Source organism: Shewanella sp. SM95 (genome assembly GCF_025653595.1).
GTDB lineage: Bacteria > Pseudomonadota > Gammaproteobacteria > Enterobacterales > Shewanellaceae > Shewanella > Shewanella oncorhynchi.
In genome coordinates this window covers 65881-88574 of the sequence record NZ_JAKKSE010000011.1, presented here as the reverse complement: position 1 = coordinate 88574, position 22694 = coordinate 65881, and the positions used below count along the sequence as shown (strand labels likewise).

Sequence of the window (22694 nt, the reverse complement as noted above, 5' to 3'; positions counted from 1 at the left end):
TCAAAAGCAGCGCCAATCTTGCCTTAATTTTATCACCCTCGCAATGCATCATGAATGGTTTGTGCCATTTCTATGCTGATCCCTGGTACTTTGACTAATTCCGCCACACTTGCCCCTTTCACTTCCTGCAATCCTCCTAAATGCTGTAACAAAGCTTTACGACGTTTAGGGCCAATACCAGGAATCGATTCCAATGTTGAAGTATTACGGGTTTTCTGGCGACGGTTACGGTGGCCAGTGATTGCAAATCGATGGGATTCATCACGAATATGTTGGATAAGGTGCAGTGCTGGCGAATCCCCTTCGAGGGAAAAGCTGGTTTCGGTATCCCCTAAGATCAAGGTTTCAAGCCCAGGTTTACGGCCCTCACCTTTCGCCACCCCAATAAGCTGCGGTGCTTTATCCAAATGAACAAACTTTTCATCCACTATCTTTTGGGCAATACGCAACTGCCCTAGTCCGCCATCGATAAACAGAATGTCAGGGATTTTACCGCCTGCCTCAATCTTATCGAAACGGCGGCTTACCGCTTGCTTCATTGCCGCGTAATCATCGCCCGGCGTAATACCCTCGATGTTATAACGACGATACTCGCCTTTATGCGGCCCTTCTCGATTAAATACCACACAGGAGGCAACGGTGCTCTCTCCCATGGTATGACTGATATCGAAACATTCCATCCGCTGGATAGGCCCACTCAACTCTAAGATTTCTTCGAGTAACACAAAACGCTGCTCGACCGTATTTTTATGGGACAAGCGCGTAACCACTGCATTCGTCGCATTGGTCACGGCTAAACGTAAGAAGCTCGCCCTGTCGGCGCGAACATTGGTCTTAATCGAAAACTTTTTATCTAGCGCCTCTGAAATTGCCGCTTCAAGTTCATGTAATTCTTCAAAATTATGGCTAATCACCACTTCTTTTGGAATAGTGCGTTGAATATCTGCATTTAAATAAAACTGTAGGATAAAGGAGCGCAGCACTTCATCCATATCAGTTTGGGCTGGCACTGAAGGATAATAACTACGACTGCCAAAAATTTTACCTTCGCGGATAAATAGCAGGTGGAAACAGGCGATGCCTGACGCATAATGCCCCCCAATAACATCCATATCGCCTTTATTATTAGAGACTTCCTGTTGCTCGGCAACTTTACGCAGCGCCATGATCTGATCGCGAAATCGTGCTGCCTGTTCATAGGCTTGCTGCTCAGCCGCAAGTTCCATTTTATCAACCAAGGCGCTGATCACTTGCTGATCTTTCCCCTTTAAAAACAGGCTGGCTAATTTCACTTGCTCATCATAATCAGCGTTACTGACTTTACCCACACAGGGCGCGCTACAACGGGAAAGTTGATATTGTAAACAGGGCCGTGAGCGCGATTTGTAGTAAAGGTCGTCACATTGACGAATTGGAAACAGCTTCTGCATCAAATGCAGGCTTTCACGCACAGCACCGCCATTGGGATAAGGACCAAAATAGTGGCCTTTTTCCCGCTGCGGACCGCGATGATAGGCAAGCCTTGGGTGCTCATGCTGGCTTAATAAGATGTAAGGGTAAGATTTGTCATCACGCAACAACACATTGTATTTTGGCATGTATTGCTTGATGTAATCATTCTCAAGCAACAGAGCATCTGTTTCACTGTGGGTCAGCGTCACATCAATATGGTGAATATGTGAGACTAAGGCTTGGGTCTTAACATTACCGAGGTTTTTACGAAAATACGAGCTGAGCCGTTTTTTAAGATCTTTTGCTTTACCCACATAAATGACGTCATTCTTGACGTCATACATGCGATAAACCCCAGCAGAGGATGAAACAGTACGTAAGAAACTTTGGGCGTTAAATTCATTAGACATCATTCACACCCACAGTTTTGAAGACTTAACACAAACAACATAGGAACATGTAACCCAAGAACTCGCTAGATTAAAGTCATCGACCAACGCAATCCACTTTCCATTAAAAATGGCCAGCATCCAACATCTTATAGCGAATAGCTAACCGCGTTAGTTCGACATCACCACTGATCCCCAGCTTAGCAAATAAACGATAACGGTAACTGTTAACGGTTTTAGGACTTAAGTTCAGTTGCTCAGAAATATCGTTAACCTTCTCGCCATTAGTGATCATCAACATGATCTGTAACTCACGTTCAGACAAAGACTTAAACGGGTTTTCATCGGCGGGATTAAACTGACTCAGCGCCATCTGTTGGGCAATTTCTGGGGACAAATAACGTTGTCCGCGAGAGACCTGACGAATCGCTTGCAGTACTTCCGGCGGCGTCGCTCCTTTTGTTAAATAGCCCGAAGCGCCAGCCTGCATCACCTTACTTGGGAACGGATCTTCCGTGTGTACAGTTAATACAATAATTTTTGCATGGGGTTGATATCGTAAAATTTTTCGAGTGGCTTCCAATCCGCCCATCCCAGGCATATTCATATCCATTAAGATCACATCCGCTTCATTCTGGCGAGCCCACTGCACCGCAGTCTCACCATCAGGGGCTTCGCCCACGACTTTGATCCCACGTTCATCTTCCAAGATGCGGCGGATCCCAGTTCTCACAAGCTCATGATCGTCAACCAAATATATCGAAATCAACTTAACCCACCTTTTACAATTTACAGCTCGATCCGTGTGTTAGAAAAAGCAACATGGCAAACGGATAACGAGTTCATAGGGCTAATTTAGCCCAACAACCCCATTTCGCAAAGCATAAATTCAACATTGTTAACTAGATGATATTTAAAGGAACGATTCCAGAATAGCATACCAATAAAAAGCGTTTAAAAACGAAGCAATAACCCCAGAATGACCAGCCTAAAATCCCTGTTAAATCGATATCAAAATATCCAGCAAATATAGGCAATTTTTCAGTTCAAGAAAAACAAAAGGCCATCATTACTGATAGCCTTTCACGTGAAAATAGCAGAAGAGATACGCTTAGAATCAGGAACCTAAGGTTTTTAAATAGCTTAAATGCAAAAAAGCGTAGGAGCTACGCTTAGAATGAAGAACCCTAGTTCAAATTTCACACACAAAAAAGGCCATGAATAAACATGGCCTTTTTTGTAAAATATGGCGGAGGAGCAGGGATTTGAACCCTGGGTGGGCTATAAACCCACGCCGGTTTTCAAGACCGGTGCATTAAACCACTCTGCCACCCCTCCGAACGAGCGAGATAATAGCTATCTCTGTCGCCACTGTAAACTTAAATTTATGGTTAATAGCGTTGATTGACTATTTCATATTCACTTAAATCGAAAGCCGTGAACAACAAAGGGCTTAGGATGAGAAAACTGAAATGAAAATTGCACAAACAAGAAAGGCCATCAATGCTGATGGCCTTTCTTGTGAATATGGCGCAGGAGCTGCGCTTCAAATCAGGAACCCAAGGGTTCAAACTGTATAAATGCAAAAAGCCGCTAATTGCTTAGCGGCATTTTGACTAAATATGGCGGAGGAGCTGAACTTAGAATGAGGAACCTTGGTTCAAATTGCACAAACAAAAAAGGCCATCAGTAATGATGGCCTTTCTCGTAAATATGGCGGAGGAGCAGGGATTTGAACCCTGGGTGGGCTATAAACCCACGCCGGTTTTCAAGACCGGTGCATTAAACCACTCTGCCACCCCTCCGAACGAGCGAGATAATAGCTATCTACTACTCTGCTGTAAACCCTTAATTTAAAGAAGCAATCTACATGGTCAATCTACATCCAATCCGCTTAAAAATATCGCGTTATTCAACTTATCTTTGACACCCTTGTCAGTTGAAGCGCCATTTTAAGGTGGCACACTTCACACTATATTAAGACTAAGCTCGATTGATATTGATTAAACGGTCAGATAGTTTCTGCATCTCAAGGCTTAACACATCAAGCGCCGTTGCATCGAGAGAGTTATCTTCACTGATGCTATTTATTCGCACCGCCAACTCATTAATTTCTTGAGTGACTTGGCTTTGCTGCTGAGCAGCTAACGCGATTTGTTGGGCACGCTGTGAAATATCATCGAAACTTTGTACGGTACTCGATAGAGAATCGGCAGCGCCCTCAGCCTCCGCAACCGCATGGACAGTGCGGGACTCCCCAGCTTGCATTGCTTGCACAGCGAGCCGCGAAGCCGATTGCAAAGCGTTAATCATGGTACTAATTTCATTGGCCGAATCTTGAGTTCGCCCCGCAAGGGTTCGAACTTCATCAGCAACGACTGCAAAACCACGACCCTGATCGCCCGCTCTAGCCGCCTCAATTGCCGCATTGAGAGCGAGCAAATTAGTCTGCTCAGAAATCGCCTTAATCACATCTAATACAGCGCCCACCTTTTGACTGTCTTGGGCCAATTGGGATATCACCTTAGTTGCGTTGGCAATTTCTCCTGATAATGCCTCGATGGAAGTATTGCTGGCTGCAACACGAGTTTGCCCTTCTCGCACTACAATCAAAGACGATTGCGCAGTTGCAGCACAATCATTGGTATTATTCGCAACTTCCATGGCGCTTGAAGACATTTGCGTTATCGCAGCGGCTAATTGTGCACTCTCCAGCCGCTGTTGCTCTGCGCGCTGAGCTAACTTACGGCTAAGTCCGCTTAATTGCGTTGCCTCAAATTGAATTTTCTTCGCTTCTTGAGTGATCAGATCTAACATTGCCCTTAACGTCCCTGCATAGGTGTTTACGGCTCGGCGCAAAGCGCCAATCTCATCATCTTGCTGAATTTGCAGCTCAACATTCGCCCCCAAACTACCGCTCCCAAGGGAAGCAATTTGATCTGTGGTTTCCTCAAGTTGCGCCAACAGTTTTTTACCCGATAACCAAGCCAGAGAAAGTAAAATGGCGAGTAATGGTAATAAAAACAATAAAATATCAAATGTTAGCTCACGGGCAAGCCCTGTGACTCGCGTTTTAGGCGTCACAAGGCCAATCACCCATCCAGTATCAGGCATTACAAAAAGGCTCACCTCACTCGCCTGATTAAGTCTTCCATCCTTATTTAAGCTTACAGACACCACTTTGTTGATTGAGGTTTGCTTAAGTGCAGTTTCAACGGGGGCAAGCCAAGGTAACTGCCCGACGAGATCCGTAAAACGCAACATAGTGTCGGACTTATTCGTTTCAGGAAAATGTAAGATATTACCCGCTTGGTCTAAAGCGAAAGCATAACCGTCAGTTACATTGCCATGTTCTGTTAAAAATTTGGCTAAATCATCAAGTTTTAAATCTATCGTTGCGACCCCTGCAAATGTCCCCGTGAGACGATATGGCACACTACATGTCACCATAGCCACCTTTGTGACTGGATCTTGATAAGCCTCTGACCATAAACATTGAGATACTGAGCTAGTCCGCGCGCCCGTATACCAAGGATCATTATGATACCCAGGGCCAGATGGCGCATTATAGTCATCCGAATAAGCCAGTAGATTATCGCTACCACGCGCCCAGAAAAAACTGTGGCGAATACTCCCTGCGACAAATTTATCTGGCTCAGGCCAGATCCCACCGCCAGCAATAGTGAGATCGCCATTGTTATCAATCAAATTAGGTAAGGAGTTAAGATAAAGAGCTTGCTCGTGGGGCAACACTTCGGCGAGGTGTGCAAGGCTTAAAGTAATCCCCTCAATGCTTGCCAACTTAAGGGCGAGTTGCCTCACTATACTGCTACCGGTTTGCTCAATTAACTCTTGACTCGCCGCCACCACTCGAGGCTGCCCTCGAAGTGACATCACACCAAAAACCGCGAGCCCGGTCAGTAGAAGCAGCACTACACTGCCCATTGTGAGCCGCTGCGAAATACGTGTAGGTAACAACATAGCTTTCTCTACTTAAAATAAGTCACCCAGATGGGAGAATTGTTCGGCCGTATGGTCCAAGACTGTCGAGAATCATACGTCGCACCATCCTAGTGCAAATTTTAAAGGCCATAAAAACCATTAACTTGGCCACAAACTTAGTGTAGACCATAAATGAGAAGCGCGGATAAAAAAGCCCATTAATCAGTAGCAGTTACTGATATCAGAATGAAGAATCTAGGGTTAACACAATGAACAATCATGACAGATAGCCTTTCCCTAAAGCATGGCACTGACGCCACGTTTAAGGTCAAAACCCAAGAGCGGAAATAGCACAAACAAAAAAGGCCATCATTACTGATGGCCTTTCTCTTGAATAAGCGCAGTAGCTGCGCTTCAAATCAGGAACCCAAGGGTTCAAACGATATGAATGCAAAAAGCCGCTAATTGCTTAGCGGCTTTTTGACTAAATATGGCGGAGGAGCAGGGATTTGAACCCTGGGTGGGCTATAAACCCACGCCGGTTTTCAAGACCGGTGCATTAAACCACTCTGCCACCCCTCCGAACGCCGAAAATAATATAAGTATACCGCTAACTTGTAAACCTCAATTTTTAAATATCGAGTCAAATGCTCAACTTATGTTCACCCCGATGTTTTTTACAACAAATACATGCCCAGTTTCAACGAATAATCGAGTAAACAGAGGTAAAAACACCTATACAGTGAGAGACTTGTCGTCTTGGTATGGTAAAATCACTGTAACTTTTCACGGTAAATGCTTATATGAATTCACTCTTGATACCCACGTCTTCACTCGCACCTGAATTTAGCCTGCCAACCCTTTCCGAAACGGCTGCCAATCTAAGCGCATTGCTCTTAGGGCAAGAGCGCACTGTGGACGCGTTTAAACTCCACCAAGCTATTGTCGATCAACACTTGTATCTGGCCGATTTCCCGAGCATTGACCGCCAGTTAATGATCAAAGCCTGTATCGATAGCCTTGCACCTTTGTCCCCTGCGTATTTAGTGGCGACACGTCCGATTGATAAGGCGGTAACATTTCAGTGGCAGCCCGATAAGCCGCAGGAAAATCAAGGAAGTATTGCCGAGAAAACAACTCACTATCGCTACCTGAGTGGCAATATTCGCCGCGCAGATTTAATTGGCCGTATGGCGCAAACAGGAACAACGAGTCAGTATCAAGCTGGTGCCCTAGCCCAATGCCATTATGTGTTTATTTGCGCCGAGTCACTGTGGAAACGTGAAGGTTTATGGGAGTTAGTGATGCAAATCCTCACCCATAAAGAGTATCGAATTAGCAATAACTTAAGTCCTATTCCATTGAACTGTAAGATAGTCCTGGTTGGTGCTGGGATGATTTATAGCCAAGTCAGAACTGAAGATTGGCAATTTCAACGTCACTTTACCCTATTAGCGGAACTTGCCAGTGAAATCGACTTGGTCCGTTTTAAAGAGTCACAATACGTCGCATGGCTGCAAGCAGTTGCCCAAAGTGTGGATGTCACGCTTGAACAATCAAGCTTAGCGCCACTCTTTCGCTATAGTGCACGGTTAACCGAACATCAGCGTCGCCTCAGTTTATCTATGCTCGAGTTCGCCCAGCTCATGATGCAAGCTAAAGCCTATCGTGGTAAACCGAGCATCAATGCAAGCAGTATTGAGCACGCGTTAACCCAAGCCAACTATCGTCATAACAGTTCGGAAGAATATTCGGGCCAGAGCTTCGATGACAATTTCATAAATCTGCCAACTTCGGGTGCTATGGTTGGCCAGATCAATGGCTTAACTGTGATTGATGCTATCGATTATAGCTATGGTGAACCAGCGCGTATCACGGCATCTGTTCACTACGGTGATGGTGAAGTAGCCGATATTGAAAGAAAATCTGAACTTGGCGGGAATATACATGCCAAAGGCATGATGATCCTTTCAGCCTGTTTGTACCGTATCTTTGGACGAGATGCGCCATTACACCTGAATGCCAATATCGTTTTCGAACAGTCTTATCAAGAAATTGATGGGGATAGTGCATCACTCGCAGAGTACTGCTGTTTGATGTCAGCGATTGCCGAACAACCCATTATTCAATCACTGGCGATTACCGGCGCATTGGATCAATTTGGTAATGTGCAAGCGATTGGCGGCATCAACGAGAAGATTGAAGGCTTTTTTAATCTGTGTGAACGTCGCGGACTTACGGGAGAACAAGGCGTTATTATGCCGAAGTCAAACGTATTACAGCTTAATCTCAATCCCAAAGTGATTACAGCTGTAGGCAAAGGCCTGTTTCACATCTATGCCATTGAACATATGGACCAAGCTGTTGAGCTATTAATGCAAATGCCTGCGGGTGTAGCCGATGAAGATAATGATTTTCCACATGATTCGTTATACGGCCTTGTACAGGAACGATTAGACAAGCTCGCAGGAAATGGCGAGGAGGAAATCGGCATAATCACGAGATTACTCGCAAAATTGGGATTTTTTCGCCGCTAATTAGCTGATCGGAGTTGTTTAGCTTACACGTGTTCGCTAATCTTGGCGGCTCTTATTGCTGGAGTAGTAAAACAATGAACAAAGCAAACAGTTTCAATAAAGAAGAACTCATCGCCTGTGGCCATGGGAAATTATTTGGTCCAAACTCACCTCGTCTGCCTGTCGATAACATGCTGATGATAGATAGAATCGTTACTATCAATGATAATGGCGGTGAGTTTGGCAAAGGTGAAATTGTCGCTGAACTCGATATTAATCCAGACTTATGGTTTTTTGACTGCCACTTTATTACCGACCCGGTAATGCCTGGTTGTTTAGGGCTAGATGCCATGTGGCAACTCGTTGGCTTCTATTTAGGCTGGGAAGGCGCAGAAGGCAAAGGACGTGCTCTGGGTGTAGGTGAAGTGAAGTTTACGGGTCAAGTATTACCAGGCGCTAAGAAAGTCACTTATAAGCTCAATATCAAACGTACTATTCACCGTAAACTGGTGATGGGTATTGCCGATGCAATCCTTGAAGTTGATGGCCGTCAAATCTACAGTGCAACCGATCTTAAAGTCGGTGTCTTTAGCGATACGTCTACATTCTGATCAGTCTTACTCCAATACACTGAAGATATCTGTAGTACTGATATAAAAATGCCCTCATCTGAGGGCAATATGCTGCATTACTTTGCTTGTTCTGGGCTATTTAATTAATGAGTAAAACTCAATTATTTATTAAATAGCCCATTAACTCGGCCATCCACACCTTCACGCCAACCGCCTAACCACTGCGATCGCGAATCAAGATTTGCATATGGACAGAGCTCCTTAGAGCGTCCACCAACCCCAGCTTGGAATCCTTTTGAAAAAGCTCTGTCTAAACGATCTCGTTTTTGTCTTTTCATGCAAGCGTCCTCTGTTCTACATAAAATAGAAGCAAAAGCTTCACCCATAGAAATAGTGCTTTTTGACGCCAAGATCAATCAAAAAATCGGCTATTATACTGACTATTTATTAAACTATTGAGATCCTAGCGAAAAAAAATCGAGGCATTTCGCCTCGATTTTTTTAATCTGAATTGAAGCTTAAAACTTAACGAATTCGACGACGGAACCACACCAATGGCAAGGCAAATAACCAAGCTAACGTTGCCGCACCAGAACGCTCAAAATTACCGGTATCTTGACTATCATCCATAGTACAGGCTGCGCCACTGCTTGTAGGTTTAAGCACAACCATACGTAGAACATAAGCAGTCACTGGATCACCATTACCATTCAGTTCAAATAGTGGTTCACCATTCTCACCAACAATAATATTACCATTAGAGTCTAACTGGAAAGAAGGCTTACGAATAAAGGCAGTTCCCACAATGGTGCCATCTTCATTAATGCTGGTCGCTTCAACAACGAGAATATCACTGTTATAAGTCAGTACTTTTCCAGTACCATCCGTAAATTCAACCTTATGACGGGTCCAATTGCCATCAGAGCCCTTTTCATAGCCCTTAGATTCACAGGTCAACAAGTTGTTAAGATTACTAAATTCACCGGTAGATTTCTCATACAGGAAGCCCGCCTTAGGACGTGGTTTTTCCTTATCATAGGTGGTTTCTATATAGCCTACGACTTGACCTTTATTATTAATATCCTTTGGTTTACTCGAAAGATCCGTTGTAGAAGCGGCGAAATCATTCGGGGTTACTATTGTTGCATCAGCTTGATTCGTATCAAAATAGAAAAACTTGTCGCGCAAATAACCTTGAATATAGCTGCGATAACTACCGACAAGAATACCACTATCGTTGATGTCATAGGCAATAGAGCTAGAAATCGAATCGACCATAGGGATCCAATGGTATTGGTATTTACCTTCAGTATCTTTAGCCCAATAAGCTGCATCTTGACGCAAATTATTGGTGTCACCACCACGATAAACATGTGAGCGACCCACAACGACGCCATTATCATTCAAACCCAGTGCTTGGGCGGTAAAGGTCAAGGTATTATCAGTCGCTGGAGTCAGCCCCAAAGGTAACTCAGTCCCAGTAGCAACATCATTGTCAATTTGCCATACATAAGCACGCGTCTGGTACTGAATATTACGTGTACCCGTTGTATTCGGGTATTGTTCACGTTGAACGCATACATCCAACGGCAAAGTATTATCGGTACTTAAACAGTAAGTCACACGCTCACTACCATATTTACTGATGGCAGTACTGGCGTAGCCTGCTACTAAATTATTGTTATTGACCGCCGTTGCTGCAGACCATCCACCTAACTCTGCGGTTTTAGTCTTATCAGCATTAACAAATTGCGTGTAGGGAGGAACTAATGGAATTTCAGTGCTGCCCACTTTTACAACACCGCGGAACTCATAGTCTCGGTAATACCAATAATCATCGGTAACATCAGTAGTTGCAGTGTTCTCTGTTTTCTTTTCAGGCGCAGTCATGCTGCCCACTTTAATACCGGCATCATTAATACCGTAATAAAAGGTATCAACAGAGTTAATCACAGCAGTATCATTTGGCGGTGTAGTACCATTAATGCTGTCGAATGTCGGTAACCAAGCCCCAGCTGCACCATTTTCTGCAGCAATAAAAGCAAAGTTATTTGCAACAATGGCAGCGGTAATAGAATAAGTAATGGTTTCTTCTGGTGCGATACCGTCGGCAACATCAATCACGCCGCCTTCGACATCTGAGCTGCTGAGTTTTTTCTTACCCTTTGAAATACCGACTAATTCACCACTAGCATTTACACCTAAAGCATAACCGTTACGAGTGCCTTCAAGCGTGCCCTGCAGGTCATAATTATCGATGTTAACGATTTCGTAGACAGGTGCAGCATGGGCACTGTTTAATACACCAAGGACACCTAAGGCAACCAAGGAAAGGGCTTTATCCAACTTTGACTTCATTAATTCTATTCCCATTTTTATTATTGGTTTACTTCAGTGACTCAAGCTCTTCCCAACGCTCGAAGCAAACTTCCAATTGCTTTTCTTTATCAGCCAACTGACTCAATACCTGGTTGACTTTATCCTGCGCCTGACTATAAAAGTCTGAATGTCCAATAGTGGTCTGCAATGCGAGAATTTCTGCCTCCAATTGCTCCATCACATTAGGTAGCGACTCTAACTCACGCTGTAGCTTATACGACAGTTTTTTTACCGTTTTCACAGGTTCTGCAGTTTTAACTTCAACGGGTTTAGTTTCAACCGCAGGAGCTTCGACCGCCTTTTGTGAACTAGGTTCCTCAGAATAAAACTTTGCCCCTTGGTTCACGGCATCTTGATAACCACCTACATACTCGCTCCAATGGCCATTACCCGCATACCACCAGCTACTGGTCACAGTATTGTCGATAAATGCCCTATCATGGCTCACTAGCAACAACGTACCTTGGTATTCAGTGAGCAACGACTCTAGCAATTCTAAGGTCTCAATATCAAGATCGTTAGTTGGCTCATCGAGAATGATTAAGTTTGCTGGGCGAATTAATAACTTAGCCAATAACAAACGGTTCTTCTCACCACCCGACAGCGCTTTCACTGGCGTTCTGGCACGCATAGGCGAGAACAAGAAGTCCTGCAAATAACTTAAAATGTGGCGGTCTTGACCATTGATCGTGATGGTCTTTTTACCTTCACCAACGTTATCTTCAACGGTTTGCTCAGGATCTAACGCTTCACGATATTGGTCGAAATAAGCGATTTCGAGCTTAGTACCGACTTTAATTTCGCCCGATTGCGGTTGCAGCTTCTCGATTAACAGCTTGATCAAGGTTGATTTACCACAACCGTTTGGCCCAATCAGCGCAATACGGTCACCGCGGATAACCGTCGTATTAAAGTTTTTAACCAGATTTTTATCGGGCAGATTGAAGTTAAGATCGGTCACATCAAAGACTAACTTACCAGAACGTTCAGTATCCGATACTGCCATTTTAGCATTGCCTTGACGATTCAGACGTTCACTTCGCTCTTCACGTAGCGCCTTCAGTGCGCGAACTCGACCTTCGTTACGGGTACGTCTGGCTTTAACGCCTTGACGGATCCACACTTCTTCATCGGCGAGACGCTTGTCAAACAAGGCATTTTTCTCGGCTTCGACGCGCAACCATTCTTGCTTACCATCAAGATACATTTGATAGTTGCCCGGCCATGAGGTCACCACACCACGGTCTAAATCGACAATCCGCGTCGCCATACGGGCAATAAAGCCCCTATCGTGGCTGATAAAGACGATAGCGCCTTGATAATCGAGTAAAAACTTTTCAAGCCACTCGATAGTGTCTATGTCTAAATGGTTGGTCGGTTCATCAAGTAACAACAGATCTGGCTCGCTCACCAGTGCTCTGGCTAACGCCACTTTACGCTGCCAACCACCCGATAATTCGCTCAAGGATTTGTCAGGATCGAGACCTAACAACTCGCAGTTTTGTTGGATACGAGAATCTAGCTGCCATCCATTGTAGTGGTCTAAGGTTTCTTGCAGACCTTGCATTTCATTCAGCATACGCTCCATTTGCTCGGGATCGGCATGGGCCACATCGTGGGACAGTTGATGATAACGCTCAAGCGCCTCGCCCACTTCCTTTAATCCCGCAGCAATATAAGCGTATACCGTGCCTTGCTCAGCCTTTGGCGGATCTTGTTGCAGACGGCTAACGGTCACATTACCAGCGATGTTGAATTCGCCTTCATCCAACAGTACATCACCAGATAACACTTTTAATAAACTCGACTTGCCGGCACCATTACGGCCAACAATACACACGCGCTCGCCGCGTTGAATAGTAAAATCCGCTTTTTGTAACAACGGAGTGTAACCATAGGCTAAAGAGCCACTATTGATACGAACCAGACTCAAACTAAGCTCCTGTAAACTCTTGTAATTGCGTTGCGTTAAATGGCCAATGTAATTCTCTATCATCCCAAGCTTTAAGCACAGGGATCGATACGCCATAACGCTGCGCGAGGTATTCATCGTCACAAATATCTATGGCCCGATAGCCAATGTCAGCCGCTGCCAATAAGGCCGCGGCCAGTTCACACAGATGACATCCCTCTGTGTGATATAGCAGATAATGCCTATTATCTAATTCTGCTTGAGTCAACTCAGGCATGGGTGATAAGCCAAGTATTATGAATATGTGGATTACGTTTGTAGTCCATAGGCAAAGTCACGTCATCAATGTTCTTCACATTAATGTTCATCTTGGTCAGTGCCTCTATGTCCATCTTAAACTTACGTTTATTGTTAGAGAACACTAGTTCGCCCGTTGGGCTGAGCAGTTTCACTAAGGATGCCAGTAAGTTCACATGGTCTCTCTGCACATCGAATGAATCTTCCATACGCTTAGAATTTGAGAAGGTCGGCGGATCGATAAAAATCAGATCGTACTGTTCACGGCAATCACGGATCCACTGCATGCAGTCAGATTGAACAAACTCATACTGCTTACCTTGAAGCCCATTGAGTGCAAAGTTGTCCTTCGCCCAAGCAATATAGGTATTGGACATATCCACCGTCGTCACCGATTTAGCCCCACCAAGCGCCGCATGCACAGAAGCAGAACCTGTGTAAGAGAACAGGTTAAGTACACGGCGTCCCTTAGATTTTTGACCGACTAAACGGCGTGTCAATCTGTGATCGAGGAATAAACCTGTATCCAAATAACCAGTTAAGTTCAGTTTGAACTTAGCGCCATATTCAGTAGTGATAAGCTCTAACTTACGCTCATCCAGCTTTTGATACTGACTCGTGCCCTTTTGACGCTCACGCGTCTTCATGATCATCTTGTTCGGATTGATACCAATGGCCGACGGCAGTGCTAACAAAACATCGCTTAAACGACGCTTGGTTACGGCTTCAGGTATAGTTGCTGGCGCCATATATTCTTGAATAATCACGTAATCTAAGTATTTATCTACTGCGACGTTATATTCAGGAATGTCGGCATCATAAATACGATAGCTGTCGATGCCTTCTTTCTTGGCCCATTTCTCTAATAACTTGGCATTTTTCTTAATGCGGTTAGCAAATGCAGGGGCGATATCGGCAATGTCGACGCCGTCTGGCAGCACTGGTGTATCACGACGCGTACTGGTCGCATGCAAGGTATAAATGTTAAAGGCACATTCTAGGGCACCGTTGAACATCTTCATCTGTTTGTCGGCTTTAAGCTTAAGTGATGATACAAGCTCGATATCACTACACAGCATGGCCACTTTCCAGCCGCCAAACTCTTTCTTAAACTTGTCACCTAGCTGATAGTAAAGCTGCAATAACTCAGACACATTGCCTAAACGTTCACCATAAGGTGGGTTAGTGATCAAATATCCACTTTCTGCAGGCGGCGTTATCGTCAACGCATCTGCAACTTGAAACTCGATTAACTCGAGCACACCGGCATTTTCGGCGTTACGTTTGGCTAACGCGACTAAGCGCGAATCGATATCTGAGCCGTAGAATTTAATCTCGCAACGTTTCACGCCTAATGAGGCACGCGCTTTTGCTTCTTCAACAATTTCTTGCCACACAGCTTTATCATGACGACGCCAATGTTCAAACCCAAAACGGCTACGCTGTAAGCCTGGGGCAATATCGGCCGCCATTAAAGCCGCTTCAATCAGCACAGTTCCACTACCACAGAAAGGATCGAGCAAGGTCGAAGGCGCTGCTTGCCAGCCACTGCGTACTAACATGTTGGCGGCTAAGTTTTCCTTCAGAGGCGCTTCACCAGTAGTAGAACGATAGCCACGTTGATGCAATGATGGACCAGAGAAGTTCATCGCAATCGTGATTACGCCATTACGAAAATGGGCATCAACTTTAAAGTCAGCATCGACGCGTGACACATTTGGGCGCTCAACGTCATCGTCCCGGAATCTATCCACAACCGCGTCTTTAATCTTGAGGGCGCCGAACTGAGTATTATTGATAAAACCACCCGTACCATGAAAATCGATACTAAAAGTGCTTTTATTGGAAAAATGCGCCGGCCAATCAACACAATAGGCGGCATTATAAAGTTGCTCTGCCGACTCGCAGCTGCCTTTATAGATAACCAACACGATACGGCTGGCTAAGCGTGTCCATAAAGTAATCCGATACGCTAAAGCTAAGGGGGCAGTGAAATACACACCAGCAACACTCTCTTTTACTTCAGTCGCACCAAATTCTGTCAGCTCTTGGGCTAAGCTATATTCAAAGCCCTTAGGGGCGGCGGCAAAAAAATTAAGCATGGGATAATCAGTACGCAGTCAAAATCAAAGCGACATTATACCTGCTCGAATACATAAAAGATAAACAGTTATTAGTCGAAACCCCATTTAGTCTCATCCTCGACCTAAGATAATCAACGAAAAATCCCTAACTTATGTTTAAATTGTATGAAAGCCCCCCACTCCGCTTTATATTTAAGCGTTCACCACCTTTTTCGATCTTCGTCCTTGCAATGCCAAGGCGCTGCCGTTATAGTCTGCCCCGCTTTGAAGACGGACGCGGGATGGAGCAGCATGGTAGCTCGTCGGGCTCATAACCCGAAGGTCGTAGGTTCAAATCCTGCTCCCGCAACCATTTAAAAGCAAAATAGTAAAGTAATACAGATAGATATCGGACGCGGGATGGAGCAGCATGGTAGCTCGTCGGGCTCATAACCCGAAGGTCGTCGGTTCAAATCCGGCTCCCGCAACCACTTTCTATATGTGTTTATAACGAGAAACAGCTTATCGGGCTCAACTCCTTATAAACAACAGRCGAAGGTARTCAGTTMAAATMCGRCTMCWGCAACCAATTCTTAGATGACAGAATTAAAATAGTTATTAACAGCAASAATCGGACGCGGGATGGAGCAGCATGGTAGCTCGTCGGGCTCATAACCCGAAGGTCGTCGGTTCAAATCCGGCTCCCGCAACCACTTTCTATATGTGTTTATAAAGAGAAACAGCTTATCGGGCTCAATTCCTTATAAACAACAGGCGAAGGTAGTCGCTGATTTAACATTAGCAATCCGGCTACTGCAACCAATTCTTAGATGACAGAATTAAAACAGTTATTAACAGCAACAATCGGACGCGGGATGGAGCAGCATGGTAGCTCGTCGGGCTCATAACCCGAAGGTCGTCGGTTCAAATCTGGCTCCCGCAACCAATTCTCTTTAATGAAAGAGAAAAATAACCAGCATAAGCTGGTTTTTTTGTATCTAAAATTCGTAATAACCCTCTGTAAAATCCTAACCAGATCACCATGGTAGCGCTCATCGGATTCAACGACCTATAAACAACCGATGAAAGCCATCAGTTCAAATCATCTTCAACAACAGCGTCCAAAATAAGATTTAAACTGATCAGCTGACATCAATGCATTTTTTGGATGTCAAATTTCGTCATAAAAGTGTCGGACAATATGACTCCTGCCATAGCACCAAAGGAAACGGTGAAAATCATGATGAAAGGTAGAGGTTTCAAATAAGCGGAAGTCAGAACACCTTGACCGAACCAGTGCAGTATCAGACCAAGAATCATGATGCCAAAAGCGAACTTATTCGCGGCAAAAAACATCGAGATTTCGAATGCCCACAACTCTTTATTTTCCTTAAATTGGGCAAAACCAAAGTAGAGATAGAGCAATAATGCCACTAAGGCGATAACGCAGACACTGAGTGTATAAGTTAACTCCGATGCCCCGACCAACACTTGATAGCCGATACGAATGGCATAAATACCGACACCCAACCAAAGTATCAGCAGCGGCAATAAAATGAGTCCCATTTTTATCCTTAAAAGTTGAGACAGACATACACTTAGCACCTAAAGCGAGCTCTGAAAATAAGCGCTTAATGCTATTCCAAGGCCTCGGTTCGTAAAGTGACCTCTTGATGTAAGTTCTTAAATTGAGCGCTTAGAGCAAATTCTTAAAGTTAGTACTTAGAGTGAGAGCCTTAAGCAATAGATAAAATACATAGAGATCAGCATGTTATTTTAACCGCGCCATATGATACACACTGACAAACTCACCATTTCTAAAAGCAAAATCCTTCGACTCACCTTCCATTACAAAGCCAAACTTTTTATATAGACCAATGGCGGCATGATTATCTGTATAAACCGTTAATTCAATTCGTTTTATATTCATCCATTTATCGGTAAGCTCAAGCATCGCGTTAATTAAGGCACTGCCTACACCGCGGCCTTGCCAACTGTCTTTTACACCCATACCAAAGGAGGCAACATGCCTACGGCGAGGTTGCTCATACACTTCAAAACCCAACTCACCGACAATTTCACCTTCAATCTCTGCGACATAACGATGAACATGATTCGATGTTGCTGCAAGACGCGCCTCCCATTTATCGGTCGATGGCAAAGGTAATTGCAAGGTACCGGCATAGGCATTTGGACAGGCATATACTGCTTGAATGGCTGCAGCGTCACTCTTCTCTGCATGCCTAATCGTAATATTTCCCAATGAGTCCCCTCCCTGGTTTTCAAATAAAAAAGACGTGACCAATTCAACGTACACAAAGCTAAGCACACAGGTCTAAGCCCAACGAATTGACTTAGGCATGCTGTGGATCACTGTGATTATGCAACTCAACCCGATTATTATTAAACCGACTTTACGGATGAAGTTCACATAAGACAAGTATGAAATTTAAAAAACTATTGATAAACATGGCTTTTATATAGATAGATATCAATCAATATAGGAATTGAATCAACCACCGCCCTGTCTCCATAACCCAGCCTCAACATCTAGGTTGCAACTCTGGGCAAATAAAAACCCGCTCAAGATAGGATCTTGGCGGGTTTATAAGATTCAGGCACTAAGGTGATAATCGAGTTGAATACTTCAACCTTCAATTAATCCAATACAATCAATAGTATGGATCTAATATAAACTGTTTAATTAGAGTGGTAAACGGCCATTAAAGGACAGCGCTAACGTAGTGCTATCCACGTATTCCAACTCGCCACCCACTGGTACGCCATGGGCAATGCGGCTTATCATCACTTTGTGACGTCTGGCCATATCGGCAATAAAATGCGCTGTAGCCTCACCTTCTACTGTTGGATTTGTCGCTAAAATCAGTTCGGTGACATCACCCGATGCCAAATGGCGCTCGAGTAACGCTAAGCCTAACTCTTCTGGCCCCACACCATCGAGGGGTGATAAATGGCCTAAAAGCACAAAGTAACGGCCAGTGAAATGTCCACCCGCTTCAATGGCTAACACATCAGCCGGCGTTTCAACCACACAAATGGTGGAGGATGTACCGCGTTTATGGCTAGCACAGATCGGACAGAGGGTTTCTTCAGTGTAGGTTCGGCAAGACTGACAATGACCGACGTCACTCATCGCACTGGACAGCGCACTGGCTAACTTAAGCCCTGCTTTTCGGTCGCGTTCAAGTAACTGAAACGCCATACGTTGCGCCGATTTAGGCCCAACCCCAGGTAAACAACGCAGGGACTGAATTAACTCATCTAACAGTGGACTAAATTTCATCGGCTATCTCAATTAAAATGGCATTTTCATGCCTGGAGGTAATTGCATGCCACCAGTAACTTCAGCCATTTTAGTTTTTTGGTTTTCTTCGATTCGACGGGCAGCGTCATTACAGGCCGCAGCAATCAAATCTTCCAGCATTTCTTTGTCGTCTTCCATCAGGCTTGGGTCGATTTCGACTTTACGCACTGTGTGCGCGCCTGTCATAGTCACTTTCACCAAACCAGCACCAGATTCACCCACCATTTCCATACGGGCGATTTCTTCCTGCATTTTGGCCATTTTTTCTTGCATCATCTGGGCCTGTTTCATCAAATTGCCCATACCGCCTTTTCCAAACATAGTCATTTCTCTTCTATTAGGGTTAGTCGCAAGCATTAACGCGGCTAATCTTACTTAAATAAATGGGATTGGCAATCAATGCCGTTATCTTGTTAATAAACTTATGATCTCGATGCAGAGTTTCTCAGCAGCATCACTATAAATATGCACTCGAAGCCTAAATTTAAACCACAACGCTACAAATTAACGATGAAAATTTTACCCAAAGACTCGCCAATAATGGCTAACTCGCGGCCTCAGTTAACTCTGGTAACGCTTGTATTTGCTGACTGCGTAAATTCAACAACTCTGGCGGATACACTAGACTATCGGCATCGAGTTCGGCGCCCATACGTTGGATCAACCATTGCACATTGTCATCATGAATCAAGGATTGATGCGCTTGTTGCAGCAACTCTTGGTGGAAACGCTTACGTAACTCTAAGGGCGTTTCCCGCTGTTCATCGATTCCTATGACCACTTGCACCCGTCTTGGGTTCCCGAGCGCGGTAGTTAAGGCTTGCTCAAGCTGCACTATGGCAACATCGGCCGCTAGATGCTTCTGGTTTGGTTTAAGCAGCAACGGCAAAGGATCACTCAAAGTTTGACAGACAGAATTAACCGCCAGTTGCCGCACTCGCCCGCCGATCTCTAAGCTCGCCATCAACTTGTACCAATGTAAATCTAATGGATGGCCGCTAATAGGTTGAGTCGAACTGAGCGCGACTTGTGTCTCCTGCGTGTGTTCCACTGTATTTGACGCATTTGTCAGTGCTGTTGTGCTAGCCAAAGCAAACTCTGAGGCGGGTATTTCTTCTTGACGTACAGCCTGATTTTGAAGTATTTCCGACTTCAAACTTGATGCTGCGACCTGCCCGTCACTCAGGGATAGAGTGTCATCTTGTGCATGATTAGGTGCGTAACTCACGCCTAAAAGCTCTTGAGCATGACTGGCTTGAACATTCTTTATATCAGCAGCTTGCGCGCTCACCGGCTGAACACTGTCAGTCTTATTGCTATCGACTTGCGTCACTTCGATAGATTCAGCTTCAGGCGCTGCCTCCCAAGGCGGACGATCATCTGCAGCGGACGGTTTGACAGGCTTATCAGAGACAATTCCAGTTGAGATGACGACTGAAGATACTGCTTGGTGCAGATCGATAGGCTCAAGATCTAAGTCGAAGTCATCATCAAAATCTATCGCTAAATCAGGGTCTAAATCAGATGCTGGATCAACAGAAAATGCCACACTTGGCTGACTCGCTTCAATTTTAGTAACCGATTTAGGTAAGGTTACACAATGTGATTTAGTGTTTGGCGTCTTAAGTTTTGAGTCCAATGACGACTTTTTTTCATCACCGTCCTTAGCACTTAAGGCGTCAAGATCAGATAGCAGCGAATCCCGCGCCGCCAACACCGCCGAGAGAATATCATCATCGGCTAAAGATGCGGAGGCTAGTGTTGGAATTGGAATTGATGTCTGAGGAGATACTTGAGCAATTAATACTGACTGACTATCAACTGAGCCTTCCATACCTACAGCGCTTTGAATATCAGCAGAATTTTGAACATTATCTAAGTGTTGAACATCATCAGGCACAGCATGAGAGTCAAAGCTGTGATGAAAATCATCGTCATTGTAAGAGCCGGAGGAGAATTCAACATAAGCATCTTGATAGGAATCGAGCGGCGCTGACTCTTGGGCATAAGCTCCCATCGCTGGATAAGAATGCTCGACTTCAGTTCCATAGGGACTATGTTCATCAAGCCCCTTTTGCTCTAGCGTACTATTAGTAAGAGTATGGTTAGCGAGGGAGTCAACAGCAGTGTTTTCATCAACAGTCTTTTGAACAGCACTGTCTTTCTCTGCAATGTCACTACCAACAGCCACAGCGCTTGAACCAACAACCATTTCAGCCGCTGCTGGATTAATAATACTCGACTCGGCAGTTGCCCCAATGAATTCAGGAACTTCACTATTCTGAGCATCTAAACTCGCAACCGATGACTCAATGTCAGCAGCAGCTTCAGTAACTTGAGAAGGCGCTTGAGCGGTTGATACTGTTTGAGTTTGTGGCTCGACCTCAGCATTCACTATCTCAACATTTAAGCTGCCAGCGTTAAATCCCTGACTCTGCGCCTGACTTAGAATCACCGCCTGTTCGGCAATTAATGCCGCATCCGCTTCGAGCTCAGCATCAAGTGCCTGCTCTGCGGTATCGGCAGGCTCAATTAATGCTGTTTTTTTTTCAGCTGTATGTGTTTCAGCAAACTGTTGTTCATTTACATCAGGAGTTTGCGCTGCAGCAGTTGCCGCAACTGGCGTTTGCCCTTCGGGTAAACGGATCTCAGCGACCGCATCAGGCTGCCAACGCTTTACCGGCTTTTCAGGCACAAATGCGACAGCCCGTAACAGCGCCATCTCAAGACCCGATTTAGGGTCTGGTGCATGTGGTAAATCTTTGCGGCCCGTTAATAAAATCTGATAATAAAGCTGCACTTGTTCCGGCTTAAGCTGTTCGGCAAAGGCGCGAATTTGTGCGCTATACAAGGATTGCTGTGCGCAAGCGGGGGCAAATTGGGTCAAGGTAATTTGATGTAACAACTCAAGTAAACTGCGTAGCACTTCTTGGGCATCTGCGCCGTACGCGAGCACTTGGGCACAGGTATGCATTAACACACCAATATCGGCATCGGTTAAGGCGTTAAGCAAGGCAACTACATGCTGCTCATCAATGCTGCCAAGCATGGTTTGCACTTGGCCAAGCATCACATTACCGCCACCAAAGGCGATGGCTTGATCTGTCAAACTCAAGGCATCACGCATACTGCCATTGGCAGCTTTAGCCAGCAGTTTTAGAGCTTCTGCATCAAAGGGAAACAGCTCTTGGGTCAAAATATGATTAAGCTGAGTGCCAATTTCAGCTTGGGTCAGGCTTTTTAAATTAAATTGCAAACAACGGGATAACACAGTCACAGGCAGTTTCTGCGGATCGGTTGTCGCCAGAAGAAATTTAACGTGCTCGGGGGGTTCTTCTAAAGTTTTTAGCAGTGCGTTAAAACTGCTGCGCGACAGCATATGCACTTCGTCGATGAGATAAACCTTAAAACGGCCACGGGTTGGACGATACTGCACATTGTCTAACAGCTCACGGGTGTCATCGACCTTAGTGCGGGACGCGGCATCGACTTCAATTAAATCGACAAAACGGCCTTGAGCGATTTCCACGCAACTGCCGCAAACACCACAGGGAGTCGCTGTCACGCCTTGTTCGCAATTTAAGCCTTTGGCAAAGAGTCGCGCCAAGCTTGTTTTACCGACACCGCGCGTTCCCGTAAACAGGTAAGCATGATGTAAGCGCTGCTGGCTTAACGCATTGGTCAAGGCATGCAAAACATGGCTTTGGCCAACCATTTGATCAAATGTGGCAGGGCGCCATTTTCTGGCTAACACCTGATATGACATGGAACTCCCCAGAGTATGTGATACAAGAGCGGGAGCATGCGCCCCGAGAACTTTGAAAGATAACATGTCATGATTTGACAT

15 protein-coding genes and 7 tRNA genes are annotated in these 22694 nt (G+C 44.9%); 6 read left to right on the top strand and 16 right to left on the bottom strand.

Annotated features, from left to right (window positions below; genetic code table 11):
* Positions 1 to 32: 32 nt before the first annotated feature.
* The 6 genes from uvrC to L5M29_RS13265 all read right to left on the bottom strand — a co-directional run bounded on the left by uvrC (position 33) and on the right by L5M29_RS13265 (position 6365).
* Positions 33 to 1862, bottom strand: coding sequence for an excinuclease ABC subunit UvrC (uvrC, locus tag L5M29_RS13290; protein WP_173497734.1), 1830 nt, complete (start codon positions 1860 to 1862; stop codon positions 33 to 35).
* Positions 1863 to 1965: 103 nt separating this feature from the next.
* Complete coding sequence (gene uvrY, locus L5M29_RS13285; RefSeq protein WP_006082070.1) at positions 1966 to 2610, bottom strand: UvrY/SirA/GacA family response regulator transcription factor; 645 nt, start codon at positions 2608 to 2610, stop codon at positions 1966 to 1968.
* Between the two features lie 478 nt (positions 2611 to 3088).
* Positions 3089 to 3179, bottom strand: a tRNA-Ser gene (locus tag L5M29_RS13280).
* A gap of 376 nt (positions 3180 to 3555) precedes the next feature.
* Positions 3556 to 3646, bottom strand: a tRNA-Ser gene (locus L5M29_RS13275).
* A gap of 178 nt (positions 3647 to 3824) precedes the next feature.
* Positions 3825 to 5822: a methyl-accepting chemotaxis protein gene (locus tag L5M29_RS13270; RefSeq protein ID WP_263168199.1), complete on the bottom strand. Its 1998-nt coding sequence runs from the start codon at positions 5820 to 5822 to the stop codon at positions 3825 to 3827.
* Between the two features lie 452 nt (positions 5823 to 6274).
* Positions 6275 to 6365, bottom strand: a tRNA-Ser gene (locus tag L5M29_RS13265).
* 221 nt (positions 6366 to 6586) lie between these two features.
* On the opposite strand from L5M29_RS13265, the gene L5M29_RS13260 reads away from it, so the two are divergent.
* Both L5M29_RS13260 and fabA read left to right on the top strand, forming a co-directional pair.
* Entirely contained in the window at positions 6587 to 8320 is a 1734-nt protein-coding gene (locus L5M29_RS13260) for an AAA family ATPase (RefSeq protein ID WP_263168198.1), read from the top strand.
* Between the two features lie 74 nt (positions 8321 to 8394).
* Positions 8395 to 8910: a bifunctional 3-hydroxydecanoyl-ACP dehydratase/trans-2-decenoyl-ACP isomerase gene (gene fabA, locus L5M29_RS13255; protein ID WP_028759638.1), complete on the top strand. Its 516-nt coding sequence runs from the start codon at positions 8395 to 8397 to the stop codon at positions 8908 to 8910.
* A gap of 122 nt (positions 8911 to 9032) precedes the next feature.
* Here the strand turns inward: fabA and rmf are convergent, their stop codons facing one another.
* From rmf to rlmKL, 5 genes are all read right to left on the bottom strand, one after another.
* Complete coding sequence (rmf, locus tag L5M29_RS13250; RefSeq protein ID WP_006082074.1) at positions 9033 to 9209, bottom strand: ribosome modulation factor; 177 nt, start codon at positions 9207 to 9209, stop codon at positions 9033 to 9035.
* Positions 9210 to 9396: 187 nt separating this feature from the next.
* The gene (locus L5M29_RS13245; RefSeq protein ID WP_263168197.1) at positions 9397 to 11229 is read right to left on the bottom strand and encodes a DUF3466 family protein; all 1833 of its coding nucleotides are present in this window, start codon (positions 11227 to 11229) and stop codon (positions 9397 to 9399) included.
* 28 nt (positions 11230 to 11257) lie between these two features.
* Positions 11258 to 13183 (bottom strand): ABC transporter ATP-binding protein, encoded by a 1926-nt coding sequence (locus tag L5M29_RS13240; RefSeq protein ID WP_263168195.1) that lies wholly within the window; start codon positions 13181 to 13183, stop codon positions 11258 to 11260.
* A 1-nt stretch (position 13184) separates the two neighbouring features.
* The gene (locus L5M29_RS13235; protein ID WP_131523279.1) at positions 13185 to 13439 is read right to left on the bottom strand and encodes a glutaredoxin family protein; all 255 of its coding nucleotides are present in this window, start codon (positions 13437 to 13439) and stop codon (positions 13185 to 13187) included.
* Positions 13432 to 15561 (bottom strand): bifunctional 23S rRNA (guanine(2069)-N(7))-methyltransferase RlmK/23S rRNA (guanine(2445)-N(2))-methyltransferase RlmL, encoded by a 2130-nt coding sequence (gene rlmKL / locus L5M29_RS13230; RefSeq protein WP_168827462.1) that lies wholly within the window; start codon positions 15559 to 15561, stop codon positions 13432 to 13434. The genes L5M29_RS13235 and rlmKL overlap by 8 nt, the downstream gene beginning before the upstream one ends.
* A 257-nt stretch (positions 15562 to 15818) precedes the next feature.
* Here rlmKL and L5M29_RS13225 point away from each other — a divergent pair.
* From L5M29_RS13225 to L5M29_RS13210, 4 genes are all read left to right on the top strand, one after another.
* A tRNA-Met gene (locus L5M29_RS13225) sits at positions 15819 to 15895 on the top strand.
* 41 nt (positions 15896 to 15936) lie between these two features.
* Positions 15937 to 16013 (top strand) — tRNA-Met (locus L5M29_RS13220).
* Between the two features lie 145 nt (positions 16014 to 16158).
* Positions 16159 to 16235 (top strand) — tRNA-Met (locus L5M29_RS13215).
* A 156-nt stretch (positions 16236 to 16391) separates the two neighbouring features.
* Positions 16392 to 16468: transfer RNA gene (locus tag L5M29_RS13210), tRNA-Met, on the top strand.
* Between the two features lie 206 nt (positions 16469 to 16674).
* Here L5M29_RS13210 and L5M29_RS13205 read toward each other — a convergent pair.
* The 5 genes from L5M29_RS13205 to dnaX all read right to left on the bottom strand — a co-directional run bounded on the left by L5M29_RS13205 (position 16675) and on the right by dnaX (position 22694).
* Positions 16675 to 17088 carry a hypothetical protein gene (locus L5M29_RS13205; protein WP_263168193.1) on the bottom strand — a complete coding sequence of 138 codons (414 nt, stop codon included), beginning with the start codon at positions 17086 to 17088 and terminating at the stop codon, positions 16675 to 16677.
* 205 nt (positions 17089 to 17293) lie between these two features.
* Positions 17294 to 17785 carry a GNAT family N-acetyltransferase gene (locus tag L5M29_RS13200; RefSeq protein ID WP_113940894.1) on the bottom strand — a complete coding sequence of 164 codons (492 nt, stop codon included), beginning with the start codon at positions 17783 to 17785 and terminating at the stop codon, positions 17294 to 17296.
* 441 nt (positions 17786 to 18226) lie between these two features.
* On the bottom strand, positions 18227 to 18826 hold the full coding sequence (gene recR, locus L5M29_RS13195) for a recombination mediator RecR (RefSeq protein ID WP_028759631.1): 600 nt from the start codon (positions 18824 to 18826) through the stop codon (positions 18227 to 18229).
* 12 nt (positions 18827 to 18838) lie between these two features.
* Complete coding sequence (locus L5M29_RS13190; protein ID WP_028759630.1) at positions 18839 to 19168, bottom strand: YbaB/EbfC family nucleoid-associated protein; 330 nt, start codon at positions 19166 to 19168, stop codon at positions 18839 to 18841.
* A gap of 223 nt (positions 19169 to 19391) precedes the next feature.
* Positions 19392 to 22694, bottom strand: coding sequence for a DNA polymerase III subunit gamma/tau (gene dnaX, locus L5M29_RS13185; protein ID WP_411569043.1), 3303 nt, complete (start codon positions 22692 to 22694; stop codon positions 19392 to 19394).

Coding starts and splice junctions, on each gene's coding strand:
- uvrC (WP_173497734.1), bottom strand. CDS start 1,862: ATGTCTAATGAATTTAACGCCCAAAGTTTCTTACGTACTGTTTCATCC.
- L5M29_RS13270 (WP_263168199.1), bottom strand. CDS start 5,822: ATGTTGTTACCTACACGTATTTCGCAGCGGCTCACAATGGGCAGTGTA.
- L5M29_RS13260 (WP_263168198.1), top strand. CDS start 6,587: ATGAATTCACTCTTGATACCCACGTCTTCACTCGCACCTGAATTTAGC.
- fabA (WP_028759638.1), top strand. CDS start 8,395: ATGAACAAAGCAAACAGTTTCAATAAAGAAGAACTCATCGCCTGTGGC.
- rmf (WP_006082074.1), bottom strand. CDS start 9,209: ATGAAAAGACAAAAACGAGATCGTTTAGACAGAGCTTTTTCAAAAGGA.
- L5M29_RS13245 (WP_263168197.1), bottom strand. CDS start 11,229: ATGAAGTCAAAGTTGGATAAAGCCCTTTCCTTGGTTGCCTTAGGTGTC.
- L5M29_RS13235 (WP_131523279.1), bottom strand. CDS start 13,439: ATGCCTGAGTTGACTCAAGCAGAATTAGATAATAGGCATTATCTGCTA.
- rlmKL (WP_168827462.1), bottom strand. CDS start 15,561: ATGCTTAATTTTTTTGCCGCCGCCCCTAAGGGCTTTGAATATAGCTTA.
- L5M29_RS13205 (WP_263168193.1), bottom strand. CDS start 17,088: ATGGGACTCATTTTATTGCCGCTGCTGATACTTTGGTTGGGTGTCGGT.
- recR (WP_028759631.1), bottom strand. CDS start 18,826: ATGAAATTTAGTCCACTGTTAGATGAGTTAATTCAGTCCCTGCGTTGT.
- L5M29_RS13190 (WP_028759630.1), bottom strand. CDS start 19,168: ATGTTTGGAAAAGGCGGTATGGGCAATTTGATGAAACAGGCCCAGATG.
- dnaX (WP_411569043.1), bottom strand. CDS start 22,694: ATGTCAAATCATGACATGTTATCTTTCAAAGTTCTCGGGGCGCATGCT.